This window comes from Texcoconibacillus texcoconensis (assembly GCF_014202575.1).
Classification (GTDB): domain Bacteria; phylum Bacillota; class Bacilli; order Bacillales; family Salisediminibacteriaceae; genus Texcoconibacillus; species Texcoconibacillus texcoconensis.
Genome location: NZ_JACHHB010000004.1, coordinates 113,249 through 139,351, shown reverse-complemented (window position 1 = coordinate 139,351; position 26,103 = coordinate 113,249). Strand labels below are relative to the sequence as shown.

Here is a 26,103-nt window from a genome sequence, read left to right as displayed (position 1 = left end):
CTTGACCGTTTATGGTTCTGGGGTGTCATAAGGCTCAATTTCTTTGAAAATATACGTTTTTGTCGCGTTCATACGAGGTTGAAAATGAGAGAAAGCTTCAATTGGGTCTACGTACTCAAGGTTTAAAGAACGGAAAGTATGACGGTCGATAATTAAACTGTAAATGTATTCGTCTTTTTCGTGCCCAGTTGAAGGCTCAATTTTTTGGCGGTATCCAGAAACAATCGCTTCTTGAACAGTCGGTAGACGCGAAAAGAAAAATGAAGCGAGGTAAAAGGCTGTGCCGCTAACGAGTTTTGCGTAATCGTCACGCCTGTCCCTTTGCGTTTTATTCTCAACTTTCAGTTTTCCAGATTTTAAAAGGCGTGCTTTTTTTGTAGGCATGGCGTCTGGGTTTGGTAAATCGATATCAGCGTAGATCGATTGCTCATCTATGATCGAAAAATCAACGTCTGTTTCAAGTGGGAAATCAAGTTCTGGTAACCACATTTCAAGCCATTCTTCCATCGCCTCTACATTTCCGTGCTTCACCGCTTGTGCAAGCGTTTGTCGTTTTTTCTTTTCCTCGTTTATGATTGTTTGTTCCTTCTCATATTCAGCTTGTTTCTTTTGAAAAAAATCATTTGCTTTTTCATTTACTTGCTGCGAGAAACTTTTTCGTTCGTTTGGTAGAAGAAGTTTTAAGCGTCCGAAGAAGTTTAGTTTAGCACGCTCGTTTGCTTCAACTTCTTCGTGAATGTCGTTGAGGTCAGGTTGTTCGACATCGATTGTTAATGAATCTGTAGCGATTTCCTCGATGTCTTCATCTAAAAACGGTTCATGATGGAGGCGCCGTAGTATGTCGCTAGCGCGATTAATTTCTTTCGCTTTCTCAGCATAGATCGCGTTCATTTCCTCTTTATAATGTTTCCGTACTGCTTTTTCTTCAGCTTCAGTTAATTTTTTACCTGTTTCTGTTTCAAAGGTAATATCATTCTTCTCGTCATCCCAATCGACCTGAATGTTACCTTCTCCTGCTTTAGGTTTATGAGTTTTTGAAGAGTGTTTTTTTGAACGAGATGGAGCATTTAATTTCGTTCGGTAAGATAGACCGCTACCAGGTACACCGACGTTTCCATAAACCCCTCTTCGTCCAACAGAAACGCTGGCTCCACGCCGTCCAAAAGAAGTACTGACACCGCGTTTGCTAAAATTCAAACGAACGCCGGGGGCAACGCGAACGCGTTTTTGAAACCGAAAACTCATCGTTTTCCTCCTTCCATGAATGATGATTGTTTTAAAGGTGGAAAAATTGAAGCTAGACAAGCGGGGGGTATGTAAAAAATATCCTTACCTTGCCTAGCTGTTAGATGATTTGTTGTTACCAACCTCGCTCATATTGTTTCGGTGGTTGTAAATCGACACCGAGCTCTTCAGCTGCAGCACGAGGCCAATAAGGGTTGCGGAGAAGCTCGCGACCGAGAAAGACGAGGTCAGCGCGCTCGTTTTTAATGATTTCTTCTGCTTGAAGCCCTGATGTAATCAGACCAACAGCTCCAGTAGAAATATCTGCTTCTCGTTTAATAGTTTCCGCGTGACGCAATTGGTAACCAGGATAAACATCGATAGGAGTGCGGACGACACCGCCGCTGCTACAATCAATTAAATCAACACCATCTTGCTTCATCCAAGTAGCGAACTGGACGACATCGCTGAGTTCGTTTCCTTCAGGGTGATATTCATCAGCAGAAACACGAACGAACAAAGGACCATCCCAAACTGAATGCACAGCTTGAATCGTTTCTTTAACGATTCGGTAACGATTCTCCGCGGATCCACCGTACTCATCATTTCGATGGTTTGCTAGTGGAGATAAAAATTGACTGAGCAAATAACCATGCGCTGCGTGGATTTCGATGATATCAAATCCTGCTTCTTTCGCTCGGCGTGCCCCTTGTTTAAACGCTTCGATCGTCTCTTCAATTTCCGCTTTTGTCATTTCCTTTGGTACTTTTGAATCATCGTAAAAAGGAATAGCCGATGGAGCGATGATGTCACCGTCAACAACCGCTTTTCGACCAGCATGAGCCAATTGAATTGCTGTTTTTGCGCCCTGTTTTTGCATAGATGAGCTCAGTTGTTGGAGCCCTTCAACATGTTCGTCTTGATAAATCCCTAAATCATTGGTCGAAATTCGCCCTTGTTCTGTTACTGCCGTTGCTTCAATCATAATCAAGCCAACTTGACCGACAGCTCTGCTTGTATAGTGCGTCATATGCCAGTCGGTAACGTGACCATCTTCGTTTTCAACTGAATACATGCACATCGGAGACATGACGATTCGGTTTTTTAGTGTTACGTCTTTTTGTGTCCAAGCTGTGAAAAGTCCTTCAGTCACTGTTTATTCCCCCTACATTGATGTGGTCATATCATGTTTACCTTATCACACATCGTAGGTTGTTGTCAGAAAGGGTGGATGGAACTGAGTAGTAGTGGTCAAAATAGAAAGAAGAGGAGCGTGTAAAGGTGAATAATTACAAATGCATGAATAAAAAGTTTGAAGAAAGGAAAGGACCGTAAAGAAAGTTCTTTTTTAATTCGTCCTTTCCCTGTAGTTCTTTCTTTTTAAGACTCATCGCGTTGGTTATTTTTGTTTTCGTGTAAATAACCACTTATAAATGCGAGTAGTTTACTTCGTGTGATGATTCCAAGAAACGAGTGCTCATCGTCTTCAACACAAATAAATGGATTTTGAATCGATAAAGACAGTGCTCGTTCTAAAGGTTGTTTAATATTCATCGATGCGATGTTTGTTGTCATAACATCTTTAACTTTTTTATCAGCTAATTGTTCGGGATCAATACGCTCAATACCTAGTGTAGCATCGAGAATTTCAGATTTGCTTATTAATCCTTGGAGTTTAGAGGATGTATCGAGAACAGGAATCGACGTGTAACCGGATTTAACGAGGACAAGGAGTGCGTGTTCTAACGCATTGTCAGGTTGTACGTGAGCAACCTTTTCCATTGGAATCATAAAAGATTCAATTGATTTTTGTAAAACATTAGGTTCAGTTACATTTTGCATAAGCATGCACACTTTCTTTTCGTTTTTTTTACCTTTAAAGGTTTACCACGAATCACCATTTTGTAAACAAGGATTTAAAAAAAGTTACCTTTATTATCGTAGGTGTTTTACAAACGAATGTCAATGTTCCAGGTGTAAACGCTTACATAAAGGTGGATTTTATGATCTAAAAGAATAGGAGTGAGATGGATGCATAGTAAACAAACAGTTCGTTACATTTGTGAGCGGTACCCTTCAGGTTCAGTATACTATTATAAACAAGAAATTATTACACATGGATCTTGGAATGATTTATCTTCACTAGCTTGGTCTCGCCCGCGACCAGTTTGTCGGCGCACGTATGAAAAGCGTCGTTTACAAGGTTATCGTTGTGAAGATATTTATATCAATAAATCGCCTGCTGAGGTCATTGATTTTTGTGATGAAAAGAAAGCTCGTCAAAGCTAATTGAAAGATCTTTTCACCTCGGTGAAGTGAAAGATGGCGACTCCACGTTGGGTGAATGTGTTGACATTCACTGTTTCGTTTTCAGCGGACATTGATTCCGTTATTCACTTGAAAAAGGGTGATTTTGTGTTTTTCGTGGACATGAGTTCCGTTATTTGAAAAAAATCGCCCTTTATTGCATGGAAAAGAGAGGATTAATGGAAAAAATGTCCGTCCGACTCCTAAAAATGACGTATTGGACTGAAATAACGGAACAGAAGTCCGCGGCAAAGAAGACACCAAGCAACCTCATTGAAAGAGGAGGAGGTATCTCATGTTCCACGAAGTTTGTGAACGGTTTCCTCCTCATTTTTGGTTGGTGTGTCTTATCCTTGTTGCCAAAAGGAATCTGGATTTTTTTCGATAGGCGAATCAATTAAATGGGAAGCAGGGACAATGTCTACGTTGTTTTCTTGAAAGTGTTCAAGTGCATCATGGATCCCGTTGTACGTATCATTTCCTTTTATTCCAACGTGACCAATTCCAATAGCTCTTCCCTGTGATTTAGCTCTCTCACACAATTTACGCATCTGTTTATAAACATAGTCTCTAGATGAGGTGCTGTCATCAAGAAATGTGTCGCGTGTTCCCCATGTCAAGCCTTTTTCTTCGGCCAGCCTAGGAATAACCGATTTACCACTCGTTGCGCTATCGATAATGTACAAGTTATAATCTTTCGCAACGTCAAGGATGATCCCCATCACACGTTCGTCTTCAACGATTTTTGAACCCATGTGGTTGTTTAACCCTTTCGCGTGAGGGACGTCCTCAATAGCTTGTTCTACACGCTCACGAATTTCTTCGTCTGATAAGTTTGATGTGATCGGCAGTGGACCAAGCCAGGAGGCTTTGCCACTTTTAGGTTCAAGTGAAAGGTGAATGATGACTTCATGACCAAGCTCATGCGCTTTCTCTGCCTGTTCTGTTGATTGGTCTAGGAAAGGCATGATTGCAAAGGTGACGGGAACATCAGAGTCAAAAAACAAGTCTACGCCTCCGACATTCCCTCCAAAATCATCAATAATAATCGCCGCTTTTCCTTCATCTTCATCATGATCGTTTGCTAAAACAGTAGAGGTGAAAAATGAATTAAAGGAGATCATACATATTAATATGAACAAAATGCCTTTTTTGCAACTGATATCGTACATACCCCTCTTCCTTTCTTCGTAAGGTTCTTTCATAATGTACCCCGAAAAAGGAAAAAGGTTGTATGATTTCTCTTGAAAGTTAAAAATTGTTAATACTTATTTCAGGCGTTTATGATCGAAGAGACATTGTCTCGCTCGCTTCAGGTCGTTATGAAAGCCAAAAAGCGGCTTAACTCCCGTGCTACTCCAAAGAGCGTTTACTACGGCGATTAAGCTTCGATTTGCCTCGACGGATACACTACAAAGCAAGGCTAGCAGAGGAAGAGGCAGTGCTTGTCGCTCGCGTTTGAGGCACTTCAGCTTTTCTATTTGTCTAGTTTAAGCGCCTACGAGCTCGAGATCACTTCAGGCCTTTTCTGAAGCCAAAAAGCGGCTTCATTCAAAGTCCTTCTAGTGCTCATCGCTCGTAATCGAGTCGCTTTCACTTTTCGGATTACTTGCGCATTTTGAATGCTGCGTTTAGCTGTCCACGGATCATTTCGTCACGCAACTGTTCTTTTTTCATTTTTTGTTTTTCTTGTTTACGAATTTCAAAGGTTTGCATTCCTTCTTCCATCTTATTCGCAATTTCCATAAGGCGTTCGACGTCATCAAAAGAATACTTTCTTGTTCCTCCATTACTACGTTCAGGAAAAATGAGTTTTCTTTCTTCATAATAGCGAATCTGCCGTTCGGATAGTCCTGTTAATTCACTAATGACCCCGATTGTGATCACTTTTTTGTCTTTGTATGATCGTGACAATTTTATGATCCCTCCCGCTAAGAAGTCATCCCTTTTGTGTGATAGAGACACTATATCATGATTTTTCAGTAAATCGAACGTTTATGTAAGAAAAACTAACATAAAAAGAACCCGAACCAACGACTAAGGTGTTCAAATGAACATGAACACTTAGAAAAAGTCGTGGTTCGGGTTCTTATGTGGATAGATTTGTTAAGCTTTTGTCCATTCGTCATTCATTGTAACATTTGCTGCTTTAAATGTTCCATATACAGGACAACGTTTTTCAACGAGTTCTTGTAGCTCACGAATGCGTTCTTCAGATTCTGAAGTTTCTACTTTAACTTTTACATCGACGGTTTCAAAGTACGTGCGGACACTTTCATCGCCCATAAATCCACGAGGATCAAATTCCCCACGCACGTCAAACGACAAACCTTGTAAGTCAAAATTGATTTCTCTAGCTACAGCGTGAGCAGTCACGTTCTCACAAGCAGCTAGTGCTGAAAGCAACGTTTGCATAGGGTTTGGCCCTTGATCTGTCCCACCCATTTGTGACCCTTCGTCAATTATTAGTGAATGTTTTCCTGCTTTTGCGTTTACCTTCATACCTTCATTTGTTGCTTTAACAGCCATTTTCATTTTTTGCATTTGTTATCTCTCCTTTAATGTTTCATGTTTATTTTTTAGTTTGAACCTAACCAGTGATAATTTTTAGCCCCTCGTGAATAGAAGACAACCATTTGTTGTTGAACGAGAAAGGCGAGTGTGATGAGTAAAGCTGCTTCTGTTCCAAAAGTTGTTACAGCAATACCCATTGCAATTGATAAGTTACGTAATGCCGTTCCGTAAACGAAGGCATACGCGTTTTCTAAGGCAAACCAATGGCGTCCGATAAGGGTGCTAATCGTAAAGATCAAAGCATAAAAGATGATGAGCGCGATGACGGCCAAACCGAGTTGTTCGAGGTGGTTGATGAGAATGTCGGCGCGCATGCTTGTTGAAGCAAATACGATATAAACCATCCCCCACATACTCAGTGGTTGCCATTTTGGTTTCACTTGTTTTCGAATCACGTCCTCTGTGTAGGAGCGTTTCATGATTCTGAACGTAATGCCCCCTAAGATCATTGGAATGAGGACGACAGTAGCAACGGTTCTAATGATTCCAAACAATTCGACGTGGACGTACTGACCAACCATTGCGAGTAAATAAAACGGCGCGAGAATGGCTCCGATGAGGAGTCCAAAAACGGTTAATTTAATCGCTGATGATACGTTTCCGTTTGACATCGCCGTCCACGAAATGGTCATTCCGCTCGTCGGTAGGAGTGCTGCAATAGCTAAACCTGCAAACATAAGTGGTTCGCTACCGAGGATACTTAAACCTATTCCCCAAGCGATAAGTGGAATCACAATAAAATTAAATCCAATTGCTGAAAAGATTAATTTTCGGTCTGTTAAATTGAAAGCTTGTTTAATTGGAAACCCAATCATTGTCGGATAGATCATCACGATCGTACCGACTAAAATCGTTGGGGCGAGAAAACTCATATCAAAAAACAAACCTATAACAAGGCCGATGAAAAGCGCGAAAGGTACGCTCAACATTAAATGTCTGTGCGGAAAATAATAGAGCAGTTTCACGAATGCACCCCCTTTTGTCATCGCTCTATATATACTATAGGGGGGTATAGTATAAAAAGTCAAGCGTTGAAAAATCAATTCGTGTATAAAAATGTCCCCACTGATATGTTCTCCAGTGGGGACGAAATCATTCACTCTTTATGGTTGTTGTTTTGTTGTTCAATCAACGTCTTTAAAGATTGGATTTCGTGTCGTAATGCTTGGACTTCTTTTTTCGTCTCATCTTCTTCATCTTCATCTTCTTGTGTTTTTTCAACATTATTAACGATGACGCCGATGAAAAGGTTAAAGACGATGAACGTGCCGACTAGGATAAAGGAAACGAAATAGAGCCATGACCATGGAACATGTAAAAGAGGGCGCATGACTTCTTCTGCCCACGATTCTAGTGTTACTACTTGGAAGAGGGTGAGCATCGATAACCCGAGCGATCCGAAATATTCTGGTGCTATCTGCTGGTAAAGCATTGTTCCCATCACAGCGAAAATATAAAAAATGATAAACATGAGCAACATAATGTTTCCCATTGCAGGGATCGTCATCAATAGTGCATCGACGAGTCGTCTTAGTGAAGGGATGACTGATATCGCTCTTAGAACACGAAGTACACGCAAAATTCGTAAGACGGTGACAAAGTGTGCTCCCGCAAGTAAGTGGCTACTACCGACGATAAGAAAGTCAAACCAATTCCAACCGTTTTGGAAAAACGAGCGAACAGATTTGGCTGCAAAGAATCGCATGGCGATTTCTAGGGTGAAAATCCATAGTAAGAGCTGATCAGAAAAGAAGAACCACGGTTTGTATTCGCCATACAGGTCAGGGTATGTCTCGAGACCAACGATGACGGCGTTGATTAAGATTAGTGTAATGATTGTCGTTTGAAATGCGCGGTGGTCAACAATTGTTTGTAAATGACGCTTCCAAGTAGGGGGTGTTTCTGCGGACATCCTGTTTCTCCTCCGTCTCTACGATTGTTTATCCTCTATCATTCTACTAGATGTCTACGAGATTCGAAATAAAAAATAAAAGGTGATAGAGGGTCTATCACCTTTTATTAGATATAAATTTTTTACGCCCCACGCCGTGTAGCATGGGATCTTAGAATCGTTTCAGCGACGTTTGTCGCACTCGAAAATGACAGTTCAGATAGCTGTCCTGTTCCTTGACACCAATCACCGACAAAATAACCGTTTGTCAGCTCAGCGAAGTGGGTAGGGAGCCCTCGTTGCTCCATCGTCCATTTCAGCGCTTGTACGGTCGCTTTTTTAGAAACTCTTGGTATGACGAGATGATCACGCCAACCCGGAAAATGTTTATCATAGAAAGATTCAACGTCACGCTTTTTTTGTTCAAAGGCTTCTGAATCTCCAGCTTCTTGTTCAGTTAAATAAGCAACGGCTTGTAATAACTGCCCACCATCTGGTGCAGACTGTTGATCGTAATACGAAATATCAGTGATAAACATTTGTTTTTCTTTATCAAATATGTACGTGTACGGGGATTCAATCCGTTTATCTAAACCTAAATCATAAAACATGACGTAGGTAGGTTCAACTTTGCTATAAGGTTCAATCAATGTTTCTACGTCAGTATCGGAAAACAGTTTCATTAATTCATTCGGTGGGACTGCGAAAACAAATTGATCTGCTGTGATTTCTCCTTTATTTGTATAGATTTTTTTGATCTGCTTATCGCTCATTTCAATTTGTTTTGCCTTTACCTTTGTATGAATGTCACCGCCATTTTCTTCTATTTTTCTAACGAATTCATCGATAAGTGTTTGCCAACCACCTTGAATATAGCTGACAGGAACATTTGTTTTAAAAAGGCGGCGGTAATATTGGAAGAATACGTCTGACGGTATTTTTTCTGGTTCGCCAGTAAAAAAGTTGGAAGAAGCGAGGTTGAGCATCATTTTGCGTACGCCAGGGCTGACGTTTTTTTGTTCCAACCATTTTGCAATGGACACATTAGGGTCTCCTTTTTCAAAACCAAACATCGTATTGGCAACGTGGTAAGCAAAACGAACTTTGTCCATCCCTTTGAGAAGTTTCGTTTGCATGAGCCCACCGATGCTAGCAGGGATATCAGTCATGTCATTGCCAAGGTCGTACTTTGCTTTTGTTTGTGAAAAATCTGCCCAAGAAATGGAAAGGTTCAGTACTTTCTCTAAATCAGCAAGATAGGATTTGTCGCGTCCATAAATGGCGTGTGCACCAAAGTTAAAGTTAAACCCTTTCATCGTCATGGACATTGCTCGTCCGCCGAGCTGGCCTCTTTCTATGAGTGTGACCGATTTTCCATGGGCTGCAAGATAAGCACCGGCTGTTAGTCCAGCTAGCCCACCCCCGATAATTGCGACATCTGTGTGTTGTCTGTTTGTTTTCATTAATGTGACCTCCTCTGTACCGTTAGAAAGCGTTTGCAACACAAAGTAAAAAAATATCATTTGTTCTATTCAGACTATTTAAACTTTGTAAACTATTATATATCAAAAGTTAATAAATGGAAAGGGTGTGAGGTGTTTGTAAACGTTGTTCGACATAGTTGTGGGTAAAACGCTATAATAACGACGGTATACATAATAATGAGGAGGCCTATGATGGACCAACGTACAGTATCAGGTAAACGTGTTGCAATTACTGGGGCATCAAGTGGTATAGGGAAGGAAATCGCCTATGATGTTGCTAGACGTGGTGGAATCCCAATTCTACTTGCGAGGTCGCTTGATGTTTTAGAACAAGAAGCAGATATGATCGAAAGTGCAACGAACATTCGCCCGTTTGTATACCGGCTAGATGTTTCTGATGAGCAAGCTGTTCAGACAACTTTTGAAGAGATTGGGAACATTGATGTTTTAATAAACAATGCAGGATATGGCCGTTTTGCGCCATTTGTTGAAACGGAATTATCAGAGGTGCGAAACTTATTTGATGTTAATGTTTTCGGTCTGATTGCTTGCACGAAGGCTGTATTACCAAGCATGCTTCATAAAAGGTGTGGACAGGTGATTTTCGTTGCTTCGTTAGCGAGTAAAGTATCAACACCAAAAGCGAGTGCGTATTCAGCATCCAAACACGCTGTTCGAGCGATTGCAGATAGTTTACGCCTAGAGTTAGCGCATACAGGAGTGAAAGTAAGCACGGTAAACCCAGGGCCGGTCCGAACGAACTTTTTTGAGCGAGCAGATGAAAGTGGTTCCTATAAGGAACAAGTCGATCGCATCATGCTTAACGCAGATATCGTAGCAAGAAAAACGGTGGACTTAATTGAACGACCGCGCCGAGAGTTAGATTTGCCGCGTTGGATGGGGATAGCAGCGAAAGGTTATCAACTTTTCCCTAGTTTAGTCGACACTTTATTCGGAGATCAATTACGGAAAAAATAAGGAATAAAATCCCACTGTTCATTTCCATCATTTTTTCGTATAATAATGAGAACAAATGTTCTTGTTTAAGGAGTGATGATATGGACCGAAGGGGTTGTGAAGTTCTTTGTGTTGATATGAAAAGTTTTTATGCTAGTTGTTCGGCCATCGGTTTAGGGTTAGATCCACTTAAGGACTTCGTGGCTGTTGTCGGAGACCAAAATCGTGACGGTAGTGTCGTTTTAGCGGCAACACCTGCAATGAAACAAACCTTTGGTATTCGTACAGGGAGTCGAGTGTTTGAGATCCCAGACGATTCACGAATTACGCTTGTCGACGCTGAAATGGCGAACTATTTAAATATTTCGGTCCAAGTGACCGATTTATTTTACCAGTACGTTCCAATGGAAGCGATTCGGACGTATAGTGTCGACGAAAGTTTTCTTGATTCAACAGGGACATACAAACTTTGGGGAGATTCCGAGTCATTAGCAGAACGCATTCGTCGCGATATGTATCGACAGTTTGGATTGATATGTAATATTGGTATCGGACCGAATATGCTGCTTGCAAAACTGAGTTTGGATTTAGAAGCTAAAAAAACGGGTATTGCACGTTGGACGTATGATGATGTTCCTGAAAAGCTATGGCCTGTTAAACCGCTGCAAAAAATGTGGGGGATAGGACCGCGTCTTGAACAACGTTTGAATCGAATGGGGATTGTTCGCGTTGGGCAATTGGCAAATTACGATGTTGCTCGTTTAAAAAAAGTATTTGGAGTCATCGGTGAACAGCTCTATCACCATGCCAATGGGCGTGATGCTTCTAAAGTCGGTGGAACAGTCATGCAGGCGAATACGAGTGTAGGAAAAGGACAGATTTTATTACGTGATTATAATGATCCTGCCGAAGTAAAAAGCGTTATCCTCGAAATGTGCGAAGAGGTAGCGGCGAGAGCGCGCGCTCAAAATAAAGGCGGACAAACGGTGCATTTGTCAGTCGGTTATAGTAAAACAGCTTATTCACGTGGCTTTTCACGTCAGGTGACGTTAGCAGAAGCGACAAATGTGACAATGGAGATTTATAAAGCATGCTTGAAACTGTTTTCAGATCATTATGACGGTAGCACCGTTCGACAAGTGACGATTAACTTAGGACATTTACAATCAGATGACGTTGTTCAGTTGGACTTGTTTGATAAGGAGAAACCGCAAAAAAGAGCACTCGGTTATACGATGGATGAGATTCGTAAAAAGCATGGGGCAAACGCGATCCTTCGCGCAGTTTCCTTTACTGAAGCAGGGACTTCCCGAAAGAGAAATTTGCTAGTTGGCGGACACCGAGCATGATGTTTGAAGTTTCAGAAATGTTTACCAAAGAGTCAAAAAAAGTTCACTTTTTTGTCACCAAATAAAAATAGGCTAGGTGTATAGTATAGGTGTAAACAATAAATAACGTAAAGAGGGAAGGGATTCCACAGTGGTAGTCCAAGATTTGATCGAGTCGCGTGAGCTATTTGCTGATGAAACAAAAGAGGGCGTTTTTATCGTTTATGAAAAGTTTGAAACAGGAGACTGTCAGTGCGATGGGAGAACACTTCGTGAAATCGAGTGTGACGAAGTAAAGGAGATTGTGCAGATCTTTCAAGGTAGTCAAGAAGGGAACGCATCACTCGTTAATGTTGAAAGCTATTGTGTCGGTGAACAGTTTGCTACATTAGAAGATGTGAAAACAGATATTCGGAATCGGTATGAAGACCTCTTCCTCGTACCCGTTCACTAAAGCTTCTTGATTTTCAAGAAGCTTTTTTTTGGGCATGGCTCCTTTCTGATGCTTGATGTTTTATAAGTGTCATATATAATAGAAATGATAATGATTTAAAAAGGAGCGGAAAATTTTGATCCAAGTATTATTCGTTTGTTTAGGGAATATTTGTCGCTCTCCAATGGCGGAAGCGATTTTTCGTGAAAAAGTAAAACAAGCAGGACTGGAAGAGAAAATAGCCGTTGATTCAGCGGGGACAGGGAACTGGCACGTAGGGAAACCTCCTCATGAAGGAACGTTAGATATTCTTCGTGAGAAAGGAATTGATGAAGCTGACCTCATCGCCCGTCAAGTCGAAAAGCAGGACCTTGAAGCATACGACTATGTGATTGCAATGGACGCAGAGAATATGGGGGTTCTCCACCGGTTGAAAGGGTATGGGAAATCAGGGGAAGTGGCACGTCTGTTGGATTATGTTAATGATGCCAATGAAGAAGATGTACCAGACCCATACTTTACGGGTAATTTCGACTATGTTTACGAGCTCATTGAACAGGGGTGCGAGCAACTACTTGCCGATATTCGCAAACAAAACCAAATATAATCATAAGTAGAACCGGTGAAGAGTTAACCTCAATCATCGGTTTTTTGATTGTAAAATGCTGCACACTTTTAGCTTTTTTGAATAGGGTGACACGTAGACGTTTATACCAAAGCGTCTCAGAGAAATGCTTAGGTAGAAAGAGGGTGTCAACATGTGTGGCATTACAGGTTGGATTGATTACGAGCGAGATATGACGCAGGAAAAGAAAACCGTTAAAAGCATGGCGCAAACATTGAATCGTCGTGGACCAGATGCGTTAAATGTAATGGCCGAAAATGACGTTTGCTTCGGACACACTCGACTCGTTGTTGTTGATCCGGCAGGTGGGGCACAACCAATGACGAAAGAGCATGACAGTGGGACGTATACGATTTGTTACAATGGAGAGTTATACAACACGCATGAACTTCGCGATGCACTGAAGTCACTTGGATACTCATTTCATTCTCATTCTGATACTGAAGTTGTTTTGACAGCATATATCGCATGGAAAGAGGCTTGTGTCGAGAAAATGAATGGGATTTTTGCCTTTGCTATTTGGGATCATAAAGAACGGCAATTGTTCCTCGCTCGAGATCGCCTTGGTGTTAAACCATTGTTTTACAAAAAGACGGATCGTGGAATCTTATTTGCATCAGAGTTAAAAGCTTTGCTTGCTCACCCTGAAGTTGAACCAGTCATAAAAGAAGAAGGGTTGCTTGAAGTGATTGCGCTATCTCCTTCGCGGACGCCGGGACACGGTGTGTTTGATGGTATTGATGAATTACGCCCAGCGCATTGGTTGCGGTTAAATCGAGAAGGGGTGAAGGTTCAGCGCTATTGGCAAGTGTCAAGTAGGGAACATACCGAAAATGAAACGGAAACAGCAGCATCGTTACGGAACTTGCTAGAGGATACGGTATCAAGGCAATTGATCAGCGATGTTCCTGTTGCATCCTTTTTGTCAGGGGGCGTTGATTCAAGTGCGCTAGCTGCTTTTACGAAGCGAACATTTACAAAAGAGAACCGAGGAGAATTACCGACGTATTCCATTGATTACACAGGGAATGATGCGTTCTTTTCATCCAATCATTTTCAACCAGATGCAGATGCTCCCTACGCAGAAAAAGTATCAAAAATGTTAAATACAAATCATCGTCGCTGTCTCATTGATAATAGCGAACTTGCGAATGTGTTGGATGAAGCTGTATATGCTCGTGATTTGCCGGGAATGGCAGACATTGATTCATCGTTATTGTGGTTTTGCAAACAAATGAAGCAGGATGTGACAGTAGCGTTATCTGGAGAGTGTGCCGATGAAATTTTCGGTGGCTATCCTTGGTTTCATCAACAGGCAGAAGACAACGAGATCTTTCCTTGGATGCGCTCGCTTAATGAACGAACTCAGTTGTTAAGAGGTGAATGGCGCGAACGCCTAAATTTGCGAGACTATGTGAGCAGTCGTTATCTAGAAACAATCGCAGAAGCCCCGACGTTAGCGGGGGAAAGCGATGAAGATGCACGTAGGAGACAATTATTTTATGTAAATATGATTTGGTTTATGACGACACTTTTAGATCGAAAAGATCGTATGAGCATGGCGGCAAGTTTAGAAGTTCGCGTTCCGTTTGCGGATCACAGGCTTGTTGAATACGTTTGGAACATCCCTTGGGAAATGAAAAACGCAGGCGGGCGAGAAAAAGGAATTTTACGACAGGCATTGGAAGGACTTTTACCTGAGGATGTGTTGTATCGTAAGAAGAGTCCTTACCCAAAAACACATCACCCAGAGTACGCGAATGCAGTTGTTCAGCGCTTAGAGAAAATCATTGAGGATCATAACGCACCGATACATGACATTTTTGATCACAAGAAATTAAAACAATTGTGTGAAACGAAGGGGGAAGCATTTAAAAAGCCATTTTTTGGTCAGTTGATGACTGACGCTCAATTGATCGCTCATCTTATTCAAGTAAATACATGGCTCGACCATTACAATGTCAAAATTGACATTCGTTCATAAATGATGCATTCCAATATGCAAGGCTAGAACGTAAGCCAAGTAATAGCTTGTTATGAGCTTGCGTTCTAGCTTTTAAATGTTCTCTAAATGCATAAGCTAATTAATAAGAGAAACGAGCAAAGCGGATACATTTTTGCTAAAATAAAGGCTGCTAGTCAAATTGACTATACAACATTCTTCTAAGATGTGGATATGACAGACGTGTCAATTTTCACAATTCAAAACAGTGTACAATGTACAAGGAAAAGGAGTTACAGATCATGAAATTGTTTGCAACAGACATGGATGGAACATTGTTAAATGAACATCGACAAGTATCAGAAGTCAATACAGAGGCAATCAGATATGCACGAAGTAAAGGAGTGATTGTTGCAGTAGCAACAGGCCGTGATTTCACAGAGGCGATCTCGCCGTTAAAGGAAGTGAAATTACGGTTACCACTCATATGTGCCAATGGTGCAGAAATTCGTAATGAACAAGGTGACATCGTTAAAAGTACACCGCTTTCTCTGGAACAGTATTATGAACTGGAAAATGTTTTACAAGAAGAAGGCGTTTATTACGAATTATATACGTCGAAAGGGTCATACACGAATGATCGTAAAAGAGGGCTGGACGTTGCTGTAAATGTTATGCATTCCACGGGACGGACAACGAGCTATGATGAAGCAATGACGCTCGCTGAAAAGCGTTTTGCGGAAGGGTCCATTAACTTTGTTGAACATTACCATGAAGTTGTCCAAGCTCCTCGTGTTACGGTATATAAACTGCTTGCTTTTACAGAAGATGATGAGTTAAGAAATCGGGTAAAGGAAAAGCTTCAAGCAATTTCAGAAATTGAAGTAACTTCTTCAGCGAGTGATAACTTAGAAATTACAAATAAACAAGCGACAAAAGGGATCTCTTTAGAAACACTTGCAGCACAGCATCAAATCTCCATGGATGATGTTGTTGCTATCGGAGATAACTTTAATGACGTCTCAATGTTGAAAAAAGCAGGACATGCTATTGCAATGGAAAATGCAGAGGCAGAAGTAAAGAATATAGCTGATGACATAACGGAAACAAATGATCATGATGGTGTTGCCCGAGCGATCTACCGTTTATTAGGTTAAAGTGTCGAAAATTGTGGGTTGTTGCCTAAAATCCGTTGCCTTTGTAGAATTTCCTTGGTAAAATTATTCGATGCGAGTCCATGATAACAACCTTTGTTTAAGGACATGCTTTTCGTGGAACTTGTACATAATATAAATACATCGAAAGAAGGGTGATAAATCATGCTTAAGAAACTATTCGGATTGGATAAAAAAGAAGAAAAAACAATGCCAGAAGCGGATGGGAAAGATGTCGTATATGCGCCGCTAACTGGAGAAATAAAACCACTTAGCGAAGTACCAGACCCAACATTTTCTGAAAAAATGATGGGAGATGGCATTGCGATTGAACCGAGTCAAGGTACAGTCGTTGCACCAGTAGATGGTGAAATTATGCAGATATTCCCAACAAATCACGCTGTAGGTATTCGTACGGTAAATGGCGTAGAAATTCTTATTCACATCGGTTTAGAGACAGTGAATATGAATGGGGAAGGATTTACTGGAAAAGTGAAGGAAGGCGACAAAGTCAATATCGGTGATCCTCTTGTCGAATTTGACATGGATCTTGTTAAAGAAAAAGCAGCAAGTACAATTACACCGATTATTGTTACAAACGGTGATGTCGTAAGTGATCTACAAAAAGAAGAAAGTGGACAAGCAACGGCAAAAGAAACGACAGTGATGACGATTAAAACGCAAGGTTAATATTCAAAGAAGGGGCTGCCTAACCCCCTTTTAATAAAAAGAGAACCAATCGTGATAAGTAAAATACACGGTTGGTTCTCTTTTGTGTAGATTTTGTTGTTTGGATAGTCGCTCACCTGGGCCTGATTCGGGCGGTAATAAGTGATTGATTGCCACACCAAACTCTTAAAAAGGAGAAAAGCTAGGATATACATAAGGGGTATCTGGCTCTTCAACTTGGTTGATAGTAGCATCCGTCAATACAGGCATCGGCATTCCATCGTACTCACCGGCTTCAATCGTTCCGTGTACATGAATCCAAGTATCATCGTCAAAATGAATCGCCTCATCACTTTCAACAAGTGTTCCGTAAACAGCTGCATCGGCTGTGCAACATGTCATTGAAAATCTTGCTACAACAAGTTGGTTTTCCAGGAAATCAGGTTCACGATAGGTGAAACCGATGATTTCAATCTCTTGTCCAACAAATGAATCGAGTCGTAAATCGAGTACACTCATGATATCTAAATAATTTTCTTCAGTGACAAAGATGGATTCTTGATCTAACATTTCTTGAGCTACTTCTTCGTAATGATCATCAATGTCATCTTGTTCCGCATAAATATCTTCAACAGTATAGTGTTCATCCACCTCATCTTCACTTGGATACTCATCAGTATTGGGTGGCTGTTTAATACTTTCTAAATAACCATCCGGATCTTCTAAATAAGCTTCAGCTCTCGATAAGTCGTTATCATCATCTTCTTCAGTTACACTTTCCTCTTCAGCAGTTTCTGCACTAGCTTTTTCAGAAGAATCTTCATTGAGAATACCTGAACCGAATTGGATGCCCCGATTGGCTGCAACGGAGCTATCAAGTGCCTGGTCAGGTAATACAAATCCAAACAGGATTGGTAAAATAAAGATGCTATAGATTAATACTTTTACAAAAGGTGGGCCTTTCATTTCGTGATCGGCGCTACAATCACAACTTGTACCTTCATGTGCGTCGTCTTTTTGAGTACTTCGGAAGATTTGCATGATTCCAAGGATGAAAAACATGACAAGGGCAAAATAAATAAATGGCATCATATCAGGTGCGATGTAATAGCGAATATTATCAGTTATGATAAATCCTAAAATTAAAAGCGCAAAACCTAGTAAAATGATGCCTTGAATATAGGCATGGAATCGGTGATCATATCGTTTCATGGAGGATCCTCCTTATAATAAGAACATCTGTAGCAAAAGAACAGCGATAAATACAACGATCGTAACAGTAATCATAAATACAAGCACGAAACGAGTTTTAAAGAAAGCGAATAACATAAACGTATTTTTTAAATCTAACATCGGGCCGTATACAAGAAAGGCAACAAGCGATCCACTTGTAAATTGGTTAGAAAACGATGATGCAACAAAGGCATCAGCCTCAGAACATAGCGATAATAGGTACGCAAAGGCCATCATGACGATTGGTGCTGTAAAATCGTTTCCACCAATTGCCATCAGTGTAGCGCGGTCTAAAAACGTTTGGAATAATGCAGCGATAAAAGCACCTAGAATGAGGTATTTCCCCATCATGAAAAATTCATCGACCGCATGATAAGACATCTGTCTCATTCTTCCAGTAAACCCTGAAGGTTGATGATGGTGATGATGATGGTGATGATCATCTGCTGATTTAGTTGAGCGAAGAACAGAGCCTTTTTCGTTTTTCATAACGATATAGATAATCGCACCGATAATAATAGAAAGAAAGAATGCTAGTCCCATGCGAGAATAAAGAATTGTTAAGTCAGTACGAAAAGCAAAAAAAGTTGACAAAGCCACAATTGGGTTCAAAATCGGAGCTGCAACAAGAAACACAACCCCAACGTGAAGGGGCATTCCTTTTTTAATCAAGCGGCGGACAACAGGAACAATCGCACATTCACAAAGTGGAAAAATGGCTCCGAGAACAGCCGCTGGAAATAAAGAAGCATACACATTAGATGGAAGGTAGCGTTGAATCGTATCCTCACTAATGTAAATTTGAATGATCGCTGAGACAAAAACCCCTAATAATATAAATGGGATCGCTTCGATGACAATGCTTAGAAATATTGTATTGACATTGACCCATGCTGATGGGATGTCGTTGAGCATTTCGCTATCATTTAAACGGTCGAAGTTTAAAAATAATATCAAAAATATGAGTAATAGGATAATACCTAATAGATCTTTTCCAATTGTAAATAAACGGTTTTCTGGTGGTGACATATTCGTTTCTCCTTAGATGTTTTCTCTAGTCGCTTCTGAATTTTATCAAAGCGCTATGAGGAAGTCTACCACCTAATTGTCCGTTTACGAGATTGTAACCAAACTGTTAAGTACTTTACTTTTAAGACTCTTCTAGTTCCATAATGGTTATAGGTTCAATAAATAAGTAGACACATACAGCTAAGATGAAGCAGTAAATCGCAAAATAAACGAGACGACTTTTCTTTAAAAAGGAAATGAGCCAAACGATACCAATCCAAGAAAACACAACCGTGACGATAAAAGATAGGGCTAACGGAATGATACCGACTTCTTGGAAGAAACCCGTTGACATGTCATCGAAGGTTAAAACACTTGAACCTAAAATGACAGGGATCGCTAGTAAAAATGAATAGCGAACTGCTGTTTCACGGTCGAGTCCTGCCAGCAAAGCAACGACAAGTGTAGCTCCAGACCTGGAGATTCCGGGGATGACAGCGAGCGTTTGTCCTAATCCGACGATGATTGCGTCAATAAAAGACATATCCTCAGTACGGCGACTCCCATAGCTGTGGAACCGTTCGATGACAATTAATGCAATACCAGTGACTGTTAGTGCGCCAGCGATCATTTGTGGTGTTTTCATCGTGTCAGCGATCATATCGCTTAAGAGCATGCCTAGTATACCAGTAATAAATGTAGCGCCGATAATATATAGCGCAAAGAAAAATGAAACGCGGTAATGATGATCGCGGGTTGTTATGTATTTGATAAAACCAGCGACAACGTTCCAGATATCTTTATGGAAGTATAAAATAACCGCTAAAATAGAGGCGAAATGCAAGAAGATTTCAAAGCTGAGTCCAGGAAACGTATAACCAAATAAAAGTTGAGTAATGACAATATGAGCCGTGCTCGAAACAGGTAGAAACTCAGTAAGACCTTGAACAATGCCAAAAATAATCGCTTCAATGATCGACATATGAAACTCCCTTTCTCATATGAATATTGGTCTATTGAAAAGTAATAAAGAAGAAAACGCTTCTTGTCCATACTATTCAATAAGCTGATTATTTTGCTATCTTCATGTAAATTTAATAAACTTTAAGTATGGTTTTTCCAAAAACACAAATGATAATGACAACAACTTAAAGATTTTTAATTAATAATTGTGTCATTCGGAGGGACGATCATTGAAAAAACAATCTTTACCAACATTAATGATTCTTTTGGTTGCAATAAGTATCGCTGCATACGTTATTTATGATGCGCGGTCGCCATCTAGTTCGCAAGAGGAGATTGAACAGTATCTTTTAGAACAGCAAGAGTTGAAAGAGAGCACACCTGAAAGAACGGAACAAGAGGCGCTCTCTTCTGGAGCCTATGAAATTACCGATGAAGTAGGGGCACACCCTGGTATGAAGGCATATGATTTTAATCTACCGGTTCACGGGGAAGAGGAGTCCAATCATCTTTCTCAGCATCAAGGAAATTTTGTTGTATTAAATTTATGGGCATCGTGGTGTCCGCCGTGCCAAGAAGAAATGCCAGATTTAGTTCAGTTTCACGAAGAGCATGAAGGAGAAGATGTAGAAGTCGTTGGTGTCAATATGACAACCCAGGAACAAAATGAACAAGTCATGGAACAATTTATCCATGATTTTGAGATTTCATTTCCTACGTATATGGATGTAGATGGAGATGTAGCTGATCGATATGAAGTCTTAGGCATTCCGGTTACATTTGTGCTCGACCCAGATGGAAGAATTGTCATCAGACGCCAAGGCTTTATTGATTATGAAATCTTACATGAACTTGTTGATCAAGCGAGAGAAGAGTATGAAGCATCGGCGAGTAGTGTATAGCAAAAGACGAAAAAACCGTACGATCTACATTGATCGTACGGTTTTCTATAAGTAACTAGCGATGCTGTTGGTAGACGTCTTTTTTAGTAAGGTTCGCGAGTTTGTTCAATGTTTCTTCTCTTAGCGGTTGTTTACGGGATGCTTCTACATTTGCTTCAAGCTGTTTTGTATGACTAGCGCCAGGGATGGCTGTTGCAACGATATCTTGATCTAAAACGTAGCGAAGAGCAAGTTCATTTAAAGGCATCCCGCATTCGTTCGCAACATCCTGTAGTTGAGGGAGCGCCTCTAATAATTCCTGTTGTGTATAAGAGAGATACCCTTTTTCAGTTAATTTACTTTCATACCGGTCAGTTAACAACCCTTTAGCAACAGGTCCGCGCGCAATAATGCTGACGTTGTGGTCGCGTATAGGATCGAACCATTCTTCCGGGCGGCGGTCGAGTAAAGAGTATTGCATCATGACACTAACAATATTAGATTTTTCTAAATACGTTTTAATGACATTTGGTCGGATGGAAGACAGCCCGTAATAACGAATCAAGCCTTCCTGGACAAGTTCTTCGAATGCTTCGATCGTCTCATCGATAGAATCGTCAATGGTGCCGCCATGTAGTTGATACAAGTCAAGGTAATCAGTGTTCAAGCGCTGCAAACTTTTCTTACAGGCATTTTTAATATGAGATTTCGACGGGTTCCAGCGCCAACCATCAATCCCTTCTCCGAATTCGTTTCCACCTTTTGTTGCGAGGATTACCTCGTCTCGTTTTGTATTCAAGGCTTTCCCGACAGATTGTTCGTTTAATCCAAAGTCGTATAAATCTGCCGTATCGAAAAAGTTAACCCCTTTTTCAATCGCTTCGTGCAAGATGTATTCATTGTCGCGCTGGTTGTCTCCGAGTGACATACATCCATAACCAATCTCTGATATGTATAAATTGGAGTGGCCAAGTTGATTTTTTCGCATAGTAGGCGAGCTCCTTTCTCCTCTTTGCTAAGACTCTCTAAACATTATCGTATCAACATCCAAGCCCGCCTGCAATGAATTCAAGGTATGATCAATTAACAATGTGAATAGGTTGAAGCAAAGAAGGGGGCTTTTTGTATGTACCAAGAACAAATGACAACAGTTAAGGACATAGAAAGTGAAAATGAACAAGTGCAATGGCTTGTAACAACGAGTGGAGCCAAGCGCGCTGTTTTGTATAAAGAACTGTTACCAAGAGTAGAGAAAGGAGATCGGGTTCTCGTCAATACAACAGCTACGAAAATGCGATTAGGGACAGGTGGCTTTGATATCGCCATCCACGTCGAAGGACAACAATGCAAAAAAAGAGGTGACTCTACAAACGAAAAAGGACATATTATGAAGGCTCGTTATCTTCCTTACCAACGAACATTTTCTACGATTGAAGAGGAAGGTTCACTTTCACATGAGCAATTTCAGCATACATTTACTTTAAATAAAAAGCCGGTTTTGATCGCTGAATTACATAGTATGGTGATTCTATTGTGGGCTTTAGTACAAGAACTTGATTCACAAAAACCGATTGTTGTGATAATAAGTGATGAGGCTTCATTACCACTTGCTATGAGTGAACACGTGCAATTTTTAAAAAGAGATCCTTTAGTGACAACGATTACGACAGGGCAAGCATTCGGTGGTGAATATGAAGCAGTAAATGTAGTAACAGCCTTGCAATTTGCTCATTTCCATGCAGAAGATGCGCTCATTGTGATTACGCAAGGGCCAGGTGTAGTAGGGACAGGGACAAAGTACGGGTTTAGCGGGCTCGCTCAAGCGGAGTGGGCAAATCATGTCGGAGCACTAGACGGTCTGCCGATATGGGTGCCGCGATTGTCGCAAAAAGATCAGCGAAACCGACATCGAGGGTTGAGTCATCATACATATACACCACTGACGAAGTTTACTCATGTACCAACCTATTTACCTCTACCTATCGATTTTATTGAAACAAGAGTGGTTGAAATTGATAACATAAAAAAACACGCGCATATCCACTTAATACCGAAAAGTGAATATGAACAATTTGAAGATCTACCGGGCGCGCTTCGACATGTTCCGTATCCAGTTACAACGATGGGGAGGAATGTACGAGAAGATGTGCTTTTTTTGAGTGGTATAGCAGTTGCAATATCGACGTATTTTGACCTTGATCCAAATCTTGGCTAAATATTCATGGTTGTAGTAGGTGAGATATAGGAAAATAAATGTTGATCTGGTATGCTAAGAACGTGAAAAAAGTTACAAGGAGGGGATCTCTTGGCGAAGCTAAATGAACATACAACAAAACGAACAAAAATTTACGAAGGGAAAATTGTAGATTTAGAATTGCACGACGTACAACTTCCTGACGGTCGCGAGGGGATGCGTGAAGTTATCAAGCACCCAGGGGCAGTGGCCATTTTAGCAGTTGATGAAGAAGGGAAGATCGTGCTTGTCAATCAGTTTCGAAAGCCATTAGACAAGGTGATTGCAGAACTACCAGCTGGTAAATTGGAAATAAACGAAGATCCGCTCGTTTGTGCGAAAAGAGAGTTAGCAGAAGAGACTGGGTACCGTGCGAATGAATGGTCATTTGTCACGTCATTTTATACTTCACCAGGGTTTGCTGATGAGATTATTTACTTATACTTAGCGAAAGATCTAGAAATGGGAACAGTGGCAACGGATGACGATGAATTTGTCGACCCATTTGTAGTATCAATTGAAGAAGCGGAGGGTATGCTAGCGGAGAGTAAGATTCACGATGCAAAAACGGCTTATGCACTATTATATGCTAAGTGTGTGCTTTCATCTTAAGGAAGGAGAAACACGTGCATGGATACATTTTATGCCGATATGCACGTTCATATTGGTCGAACGGCTGCTAATCAAGCAGTGAAAATAACTGCATCGAATGAACTGACGTTAGATGATATTATAGATGAGGCAACAGAGAGAAAAGGCATTGACATGATTGGTATCGTTGATTGTCATAACCCATCTATTCAAGACGAACTAATGTCATTAATCAATCGAGGATGCGCTTATGAATATGAAGATGGAGGTATTAGACACGAAGGCAAGCAAGTAACAGTCATACCCGCTTGTGAAATCGAAGTTTATGACTCCTGTTCTCAGGGCCCTTTACACGTTATTGCTTATTTTCCTACATTAAAGAAGTTATTAGGGTTTACGAACTGGTATCGTGACCAAGTGAAAAATCCTTTTTTAAGTACACAGCGAATCGCTTGTTCAGCGAAAACATTGCAAAAGGTCGTTTACGAGTATCAAGGTTTATTTGTGATCGCACATGCTTTCACGCCGTTTAAAAGTATGTACGGTAGTGGCGTGAAAGTGACTTTGGAGGAAGTGTTTGACCGCGATAAGATTGATGCCATTGAATTAGGGTTAAGTGCTGATGTTGAAATGGCTAGTTACGTACCTGAACTATTAGGTATACCGTTTTTAACGAATTCTGATGCGCACTCTACTGGCAAAATTGCTAGGGAGTACCATGCATTAGCGATAGAAAAACCTACGTTTATAGAGTGGGAAAGAGCAATACGAAATGAAAACGATCGTTATATCAGTGCATATTATGGGTTAAATCCATTGTTAGGAAAATATTTTCGAACGACGTGTTATCATTGTCGTACGCAAAAAGAACAAGGATGTCGTTGCCCTGAATGTGGTTCAGAAGTCGAGGTAAAAGGTGTTTTTGATCGAATCATAGCGTTGCAAGAATCTCAACAAAAGGCAACTTTCAAAAATGATACTTCTCGTCCTCCGTACTATCATCACGTGCCACTAGCAGATTTACCAGGCATTGGTAGGCGTGCGTTAGAAAAATTATTTACCTCTCTTGGTACGGAGATGGACATATTGCATCGGGTTTCTGATAAAAGTATACAAGGTGCACTTCCGGAACGTTTAGCACAAGTTGTCATCGCCGCAAAAAGGCATGAGTTAAGTATTGAGGCAGGTGGCGGCGGAAGCTATGGACGAGTCACGTACAATTAACGCATGGCCAAGTTTTTTGATGAGAAGTGTAAAATGATTATTGGTGAAATTCCTCTATCTTCTCTATGAAATGAGTCATAGATTTCTTTGCAGGTTCATAATGATATCTAGTAATCACGTGTTTTAGATGTTGTTAATCTGCAGGGAGGAATGACCAATGATTGCGCTCAACCGATGGAAAACGACGTTAGTTACCCATTTTCAAGAACATCAATCCACCTATCTATTTACAAGCATTCTGTTATTAATGGGGGTTATTTTCGGTGCTGTCATCGTAAATAGTTTACATGTTTCTCACAGAAATGATTTATATGTCTATTTAAATCAATTTTTTTCGTACATGACTGAAGATGAATGGGCATCTTCTAGTGCCATGTTTTCACAAAGTTTCACACATTATGTAAAAACATTTGGCCTCATGTGGCTATTAGGTTTGACGGTCATTGGTATTCCAGTGATTCTCATTCTCCTGTTTTTAAAAGGGGTTGTTGTTGGATTTACGGTTGGTTTTTTAGTGAAGCAAATGGGTATCGACGGATTTATCTTTGCGTTAACATCAGTATTTCCACAAAATGTGATATTGATCCCTACTTATCTTGTCGTGACCTCGGTGGCGCTAGCTTTTTCATTAAAACTATGGCGTCAACTAGTTTTTCGTGGGCGAGAATCAATGCCACAAGCGTTTATTAGCTACTCATCGTTTTTTATCATCATTATTGCTCTCGTAGCAACGGTCGCTGCCTATGAAGGTTATGTGTCTCCATTCTTTATGCGTTGGGTAGTCAGTGTGATGTAATGCGATAATTATTATTAAAAAATAAATAATATAAAGACGTTTTTGTAATGATTATTATTTGACACTATAATTTTACCGGAAGTATAATATAGATGAAATGCTTTCGGGAGGAGCAAATGGCATGGAACAACGAATTGAACGAATAAAGAAACAATTGCATTCACAAAGTTATAAATTAACCCCTCAACGAGAAGCGACAGTTCGTGTGTTGTTAGAGCATGAAGAAGATCACTTAAGTGCTGAAGATGTATATCTACTCGTGAAAGAAAAATCACCAGAAATCGGCTTGGCTACTGTTTACCGAACGTTAGAATTATTAACAGAATTAAAAGTTGTTGACAAAATCAATTTTGGAGATGGTGTCTCTAGGTACGACCTTCGCCAAGAAGGAGCTACGCACTTCCACCACCATCTCGTGTGTATAGAGTGTGGTTCTGTTGATGAAATCCAGGAAGATCTTCTAGGAGAAGTCGAAAAAACAGTTGAAAAACGTTGGGAATTTAAAATTAAAGATCATCGTTTAACATTTCATGGTATTTGTAAACAGTGTAACCAAAAAGAAAATGAAACCGAAGAGAAAGTGTAA

Annotated in this window: 27 protein-coding genes; 14 read left to right on the top strand and 13 right to left on the bottom strand. The window is 40.5% G+C overall.

Annotation, left to right across the window (positions count from 1 at the left end):
• Positions 1-9: 9 nt before the first annotated feature.
• From HNQ41_RS05780 to cbpB, 3 genes are all read right to left on the bottom strand, one after another.
• A complete protein-coding gene (locus tag HNQ41_RS05780) occupies positions 10-1,245 on the bottom strand; it encodes a DUF4236 domain-containing protein (RefSeq protein WP_184663467.1) in 1,236 nt (411 codons plus the stop codon).
• A 115-nt stretch (positions 1,246-1,360) separates the two neighbouring features.
• Positions 1,361-2,377, bottom strand: a complete 1,017-nt coding sequence (gene namA, locus HNQ41_RS05775) for an NADPH dehydrogenase NamA (protein WP_184663466.1) — start codon at positions 2,375-2,377, stop codon at positions 1,361-1,363.
• A gap of 227 nt (positions 2,378-2,604) precedes the next feature.
• On the bottom strand, positions 2,605-3,066 hold the full coding sequence (cbpB, locus tag HNQ41_RS05770; RefSeq protein WP_184663465.1) for a cyclic-di-AMP-binding protein CbpB: 462 nt from the start codon (positions 3,064-3,066) through the stop codon (positions 2,605-2,607).
• Between the two features lie 189 nt (positions 3,067-3,255).
• On the opposite strand from cbpB, the gene HNQ41_RS05765 reads away from it, so the two are divergent.
• Positions 3,256-3,513, top strand: coding sequence for a hypothetical protein (locus tag HNQ41_RS05765; RefSeq protein ID WP_184663464.1), 258 nt, complete (start codon positions 3,256-3,258; stop codon positions 3,511-3,513).
• A gap of 365 nt (positions 3,514-3,878) precedes the next feature.
• Here the strand turns inward: HNQ41_RS05765 and HNQ41_RS05760 are convergent, their stop codons facing one another.
• The 6 genes from HNQ41_RS05760 to HNQ41_RS05735 all read right to left on the bottom strand — a co-directional run bounded on the left by HNQ41_RS05760 (position 3,879) and on the right by HNQ41_RS05735 (position 9,459).
• Positions 3,879-4,703, bottom strand: a complete 825-nt coding sequence (locus HNQ41_RS05760) for a divergent polysaccharide deacetylase family protein (RefSeq protein WP_246421498.1) — start codon at positions 4,701-4,703, stop codon at positions 3,879-3,881.
• Positions 4,704-5,136: 433 nt separating this feature from the next.
• Positions 5,137-5,445 carry a MerR family transcriptional regulator gene (locus HNQ41_RS05755; protein WP_184663463.1) on the bottom strand — a complete coding sequence of 103 codons (309 nt, stop codon included), beginning with the start codon at positions 5,443-5,445 and terminating at the stop codon, positions 5,137-5,139.
• 192 nt (positions 5,446-5,637) lie between these two features.
• Positions 5,638-6,075 (bottom strand): OsmC family protein, encoded by a 438-nt coding sequence (locus tag HNQ41_RS05750; RefSeq protein WP_184663462.1) that lies wholly within the window; start codon positions 6,073-6,075, stop codon positions 5,638-5,640.
• A gap of 35 nt (positions 6,076-6,110) precedes the next feature.
• The gene (locus HNQ41_RS05745; RefSeq protein ID WP_184663461.1) at positions 6,111-7,070 is read right to left on the bottom strand and encodes an arsenic resistance protein; all 960 of its coding nucleotides are present in this window, start codon (positions 7,068-7,070) and stop codon (positions 6,111-6,113) included.
• Between the two features lie 131 nt (positions 7,071-7,201).
• The gene (locus HNQ41_RS05740) at positions 7,202-8,017 is read right to left on the bottom strand and encodes an ion transporter (protein ID WP_184663460.1); all 816 of its coding nucleotides are present in this window, start codon (positions 8,015-8,017) and stop codon (positions 7,202-7,204) included.
• 122 nt (positions 8,018-8,139) lie between these two features.
• The gene (locus tag HNQ41_RS05735) at positions 8,140-9,459 is read right to left on the bottom strand and encodes a phytoene desaturase family protein (protein WP_184663459.1); all 1,320 of its coding nucleotides are present in this window, start codon (positions 9,457-9,459) and stop codon (positions 8,140-8,142) included.
• A gap of 213 nt (positions 9,460-9,672) precedes the next feature.
• Here HNQ41_RS05735 and HNQ41_RS05730 point away from each other — a divergent pair, with 213 nt between their 5' ends.
• The 7 genes from HNQ41_RS05730 to HNQ41_RS05700 all read left to right on the top strand — a co-directional run bounded on the left by HNQ41_RS05730 (position 9,673) and on the right by HNQ41_RS05700 (position 16,609).
• On the top strand, positions 9,673-10,458 hold the full coding sequence (locus HNQ41_RS05730; protein WP_184663458.1) for an SDR family NAD(P)-dependent oxidoreductase: 786 nt from the start codon (positions 9,673-9,675) through the stop codon (positions 10,456-10,458).
• Between the two features lie 80 nt (positions 10,459-10,538).
• Entirely contained in the window at positions 10,539-11,786 is a 1,248-nt protein-coding gene (locus HNQ41_RS05725) for a Y-family DNA polymerase (RefSeq protein ID WP_184663457.1), read from the top strand.
• A 130-nt stretch (positions 11,787-11,916) separates the two neighbouring features.
• A complete protein-coding gene (locus HNQ41_RS05720; protein ID WP_184663456.1) occupies positions 11,917-12,219 on the top strand; it encodes a hypothetical protein in 303 nt (100 codons plus the stop codon).
• A 115-nt stretch (positions 12,220-12,334) separates the two neighbouring features.
• Positions 12,335-12,805, top strand: a complete 471-nt coding sequence (locus HNQ41_RS05715) for a low molecular weight protein-tyrosine-phosphatase (RefSeq protein WP_184663455.1) — start codon at positions 12,335-12,337, stop codon at positions 12,803-12,805.
• A 151-nt stretch (positions 12,806-12,956) separates the two neighbouring features.
• Positions 12,957-14,807 (top strand): asparagine synthase (glutamine-hydrolyzing), encoded by a 1,851-nt coding sequence (gene asnB, locus HNQ41_RS05710; RefSeq protein WP_184663454.1) that lies wholly within the window; start codon positions 12,957-12,959, stop codon positions 14,805-14,807.
• Positions 14,808-15,067: 260 nt separating this feature from the next.
• Complete coding sequence (locus HNQ41_RS05705; protein WP_184663453.1) at positions 15,068-15,922, top strand: Cof-type HAD-IIB family hydrolase; 855 nt, start codon at positions 15,068-15,070, stop codon at positions 15,920-15,922.
• Positions 15,923-16,084: 162 nt separating this feature from the next.
• Positions 16,085-16,609 carry a PTS sugar transporter subunit IIA gene (locus tag HNQ41_RS05700; protein WP_184663452.1) on the top strand — a complete coding sequence of 175 codons (525 nt, stop codon included), beginning with the start codon at positions 16,085-16,087 and terminating at the stop codon, positions 16,607-16,609.
• Positions 16,610-16,774: 165 nt separating this feature from the next.
• Here the strand turns inward: HNQ41_RS05700 and HNQ41_RS05695 are convergent, their stop codons facing one another.
• From HNQ41_RS05695 to HNQ41_RS05685, 3 genes are all read right to left on the bottom strand, one after another.
• Positions 16,775-17,800, bottom strand: a complete 1,026-nt coding sequence (locus HNQ41_RS05695) for a TIGR03943 family putative permease subunit (RefSeq protein WP_184663451.1) — start codon at positions 17,798-17,800, stop codon at positions 16,775-16,777.
• Between the two features lie 12 nt (positions 17,801-17,812).
• Entirely contained in the window at positions 17,813-18,850 is a 1,038-nt protein-coding gene (locus HNQ41_RS05690; RefSeq protein WP_184663450.1) for a permease, read from the bottom strand.
• 121 nt (positions 18,851-18,971) lie between these two features.
• Complete coding sequence (locus HNQ41_RS05685) at positions 18,972-19,811, bottom strand: undecaprenyl-diphosphate phosphatase (RefSeq protein WP_184663449.1); 840 nt, start codon at positions 19,809-19,811, stop codon at positions 18,972-18,974.
• A 211-nt stretch (positions 19,812-20,022) separates the two neighbouring features.
• Here HNQ41_RS05685 and HNQ41_RS05680 point away from each other — a divergent pair, with 211 nt between their 5' ends.
• Entirely contained in the window at positions 20,023-20,694 is a 672-nt protein-coding gene (locus HNQ41_RS05680; RefSeq protein WP_184663448.1) for a TlpA family protein disulfide reductase, read from the top strand.
• A gap of 55 nt (positions 20,695-20,749) precedes the next feature.
• Here HNQ41_RS05680 and HNQ41_RS05675 read toward each other — a convergent pair whose 3' ends face one another.
• Positions 20,750-21,661, bottom strand: coding sequence for an aldo/keto reductase (locus HNQ41_RS05675; protein ID WP_184663447.1), 912 nt, complete (start codon positions 21,659-21,661; stop codon positions 20,750-20,752).
• Positions 21,662-21,799: 138 nt separating this feature from the next.
• Here HNQ41_RS05675 and HNQ41_RS05670 point away from each other — a divergent pair, with 138 nt between their 5' ends.
• The 5 genes from HNQ41_RS05670 (at position 21,800) to fur (ending at position 26,103) form a co-directional block, all read left to right on the top strand.
• Positions 21,800-22,888 (top strand): DUF3866 family protein, encoded by a 1,089-nt coding sequence (locus HNQ41_RS05670; RefSeq protein ID WP_184663446.1) that lies wholly within the window; start codon positions 21,800-21,802, stop codon positions 22,886-22,888.
• A gap of 90 nt (positions 22,889-22,978) precedes the next feature.
• Positions 22,979-23,518, top strand: coding sequence for an NUDIX domain-containing protein (locus HNQ41_RS05665; RefSeq protein ID WP_246421497.1), 540 nt, complete (start codon positions 22,979-22,981; stop codon positions 23,516-23,518).
• Between the two features lie 18 nt (positions 23,519-23,536).
• Complete coding sequence (locus HNQ41_RS05660; protein WP_184663445.1) at positions 23,537-24,721, top strand: endonuclease Q family protein; 1,185 nt, start codon at positions 23,537-23,539, stop codon at positions 24,719-24,721.
• A gap of 157 nt (positions 24,722-24,878) precedes the next feature.
• Positions 24,879-25,517 carry a stage II sporulation protein M gene (spoIIM, locus tag HNQ41_RS05655; RefSeq protein WP_184663444.1) on the top strand — a complete coding sequence of 213 codons (639 nt, stop codon included), beginning with the start codon at positions 24,879-24,881 and terminating at the stop codon, positions 25,515-25,517.
• Positions 25,518-25,638: 121 nt separating this feature from the next.
• Positions 25,639-26,103 (top strand): ferric iron uptake transcriptional regulator, encoded by a 465-nt coding sequence (gene fur / locus HNQ41_RS05650; protein WP_184663443.1) that lies wholly within the window; start codon positions 25,639-25,641, stop codon positions 26,101-26,103.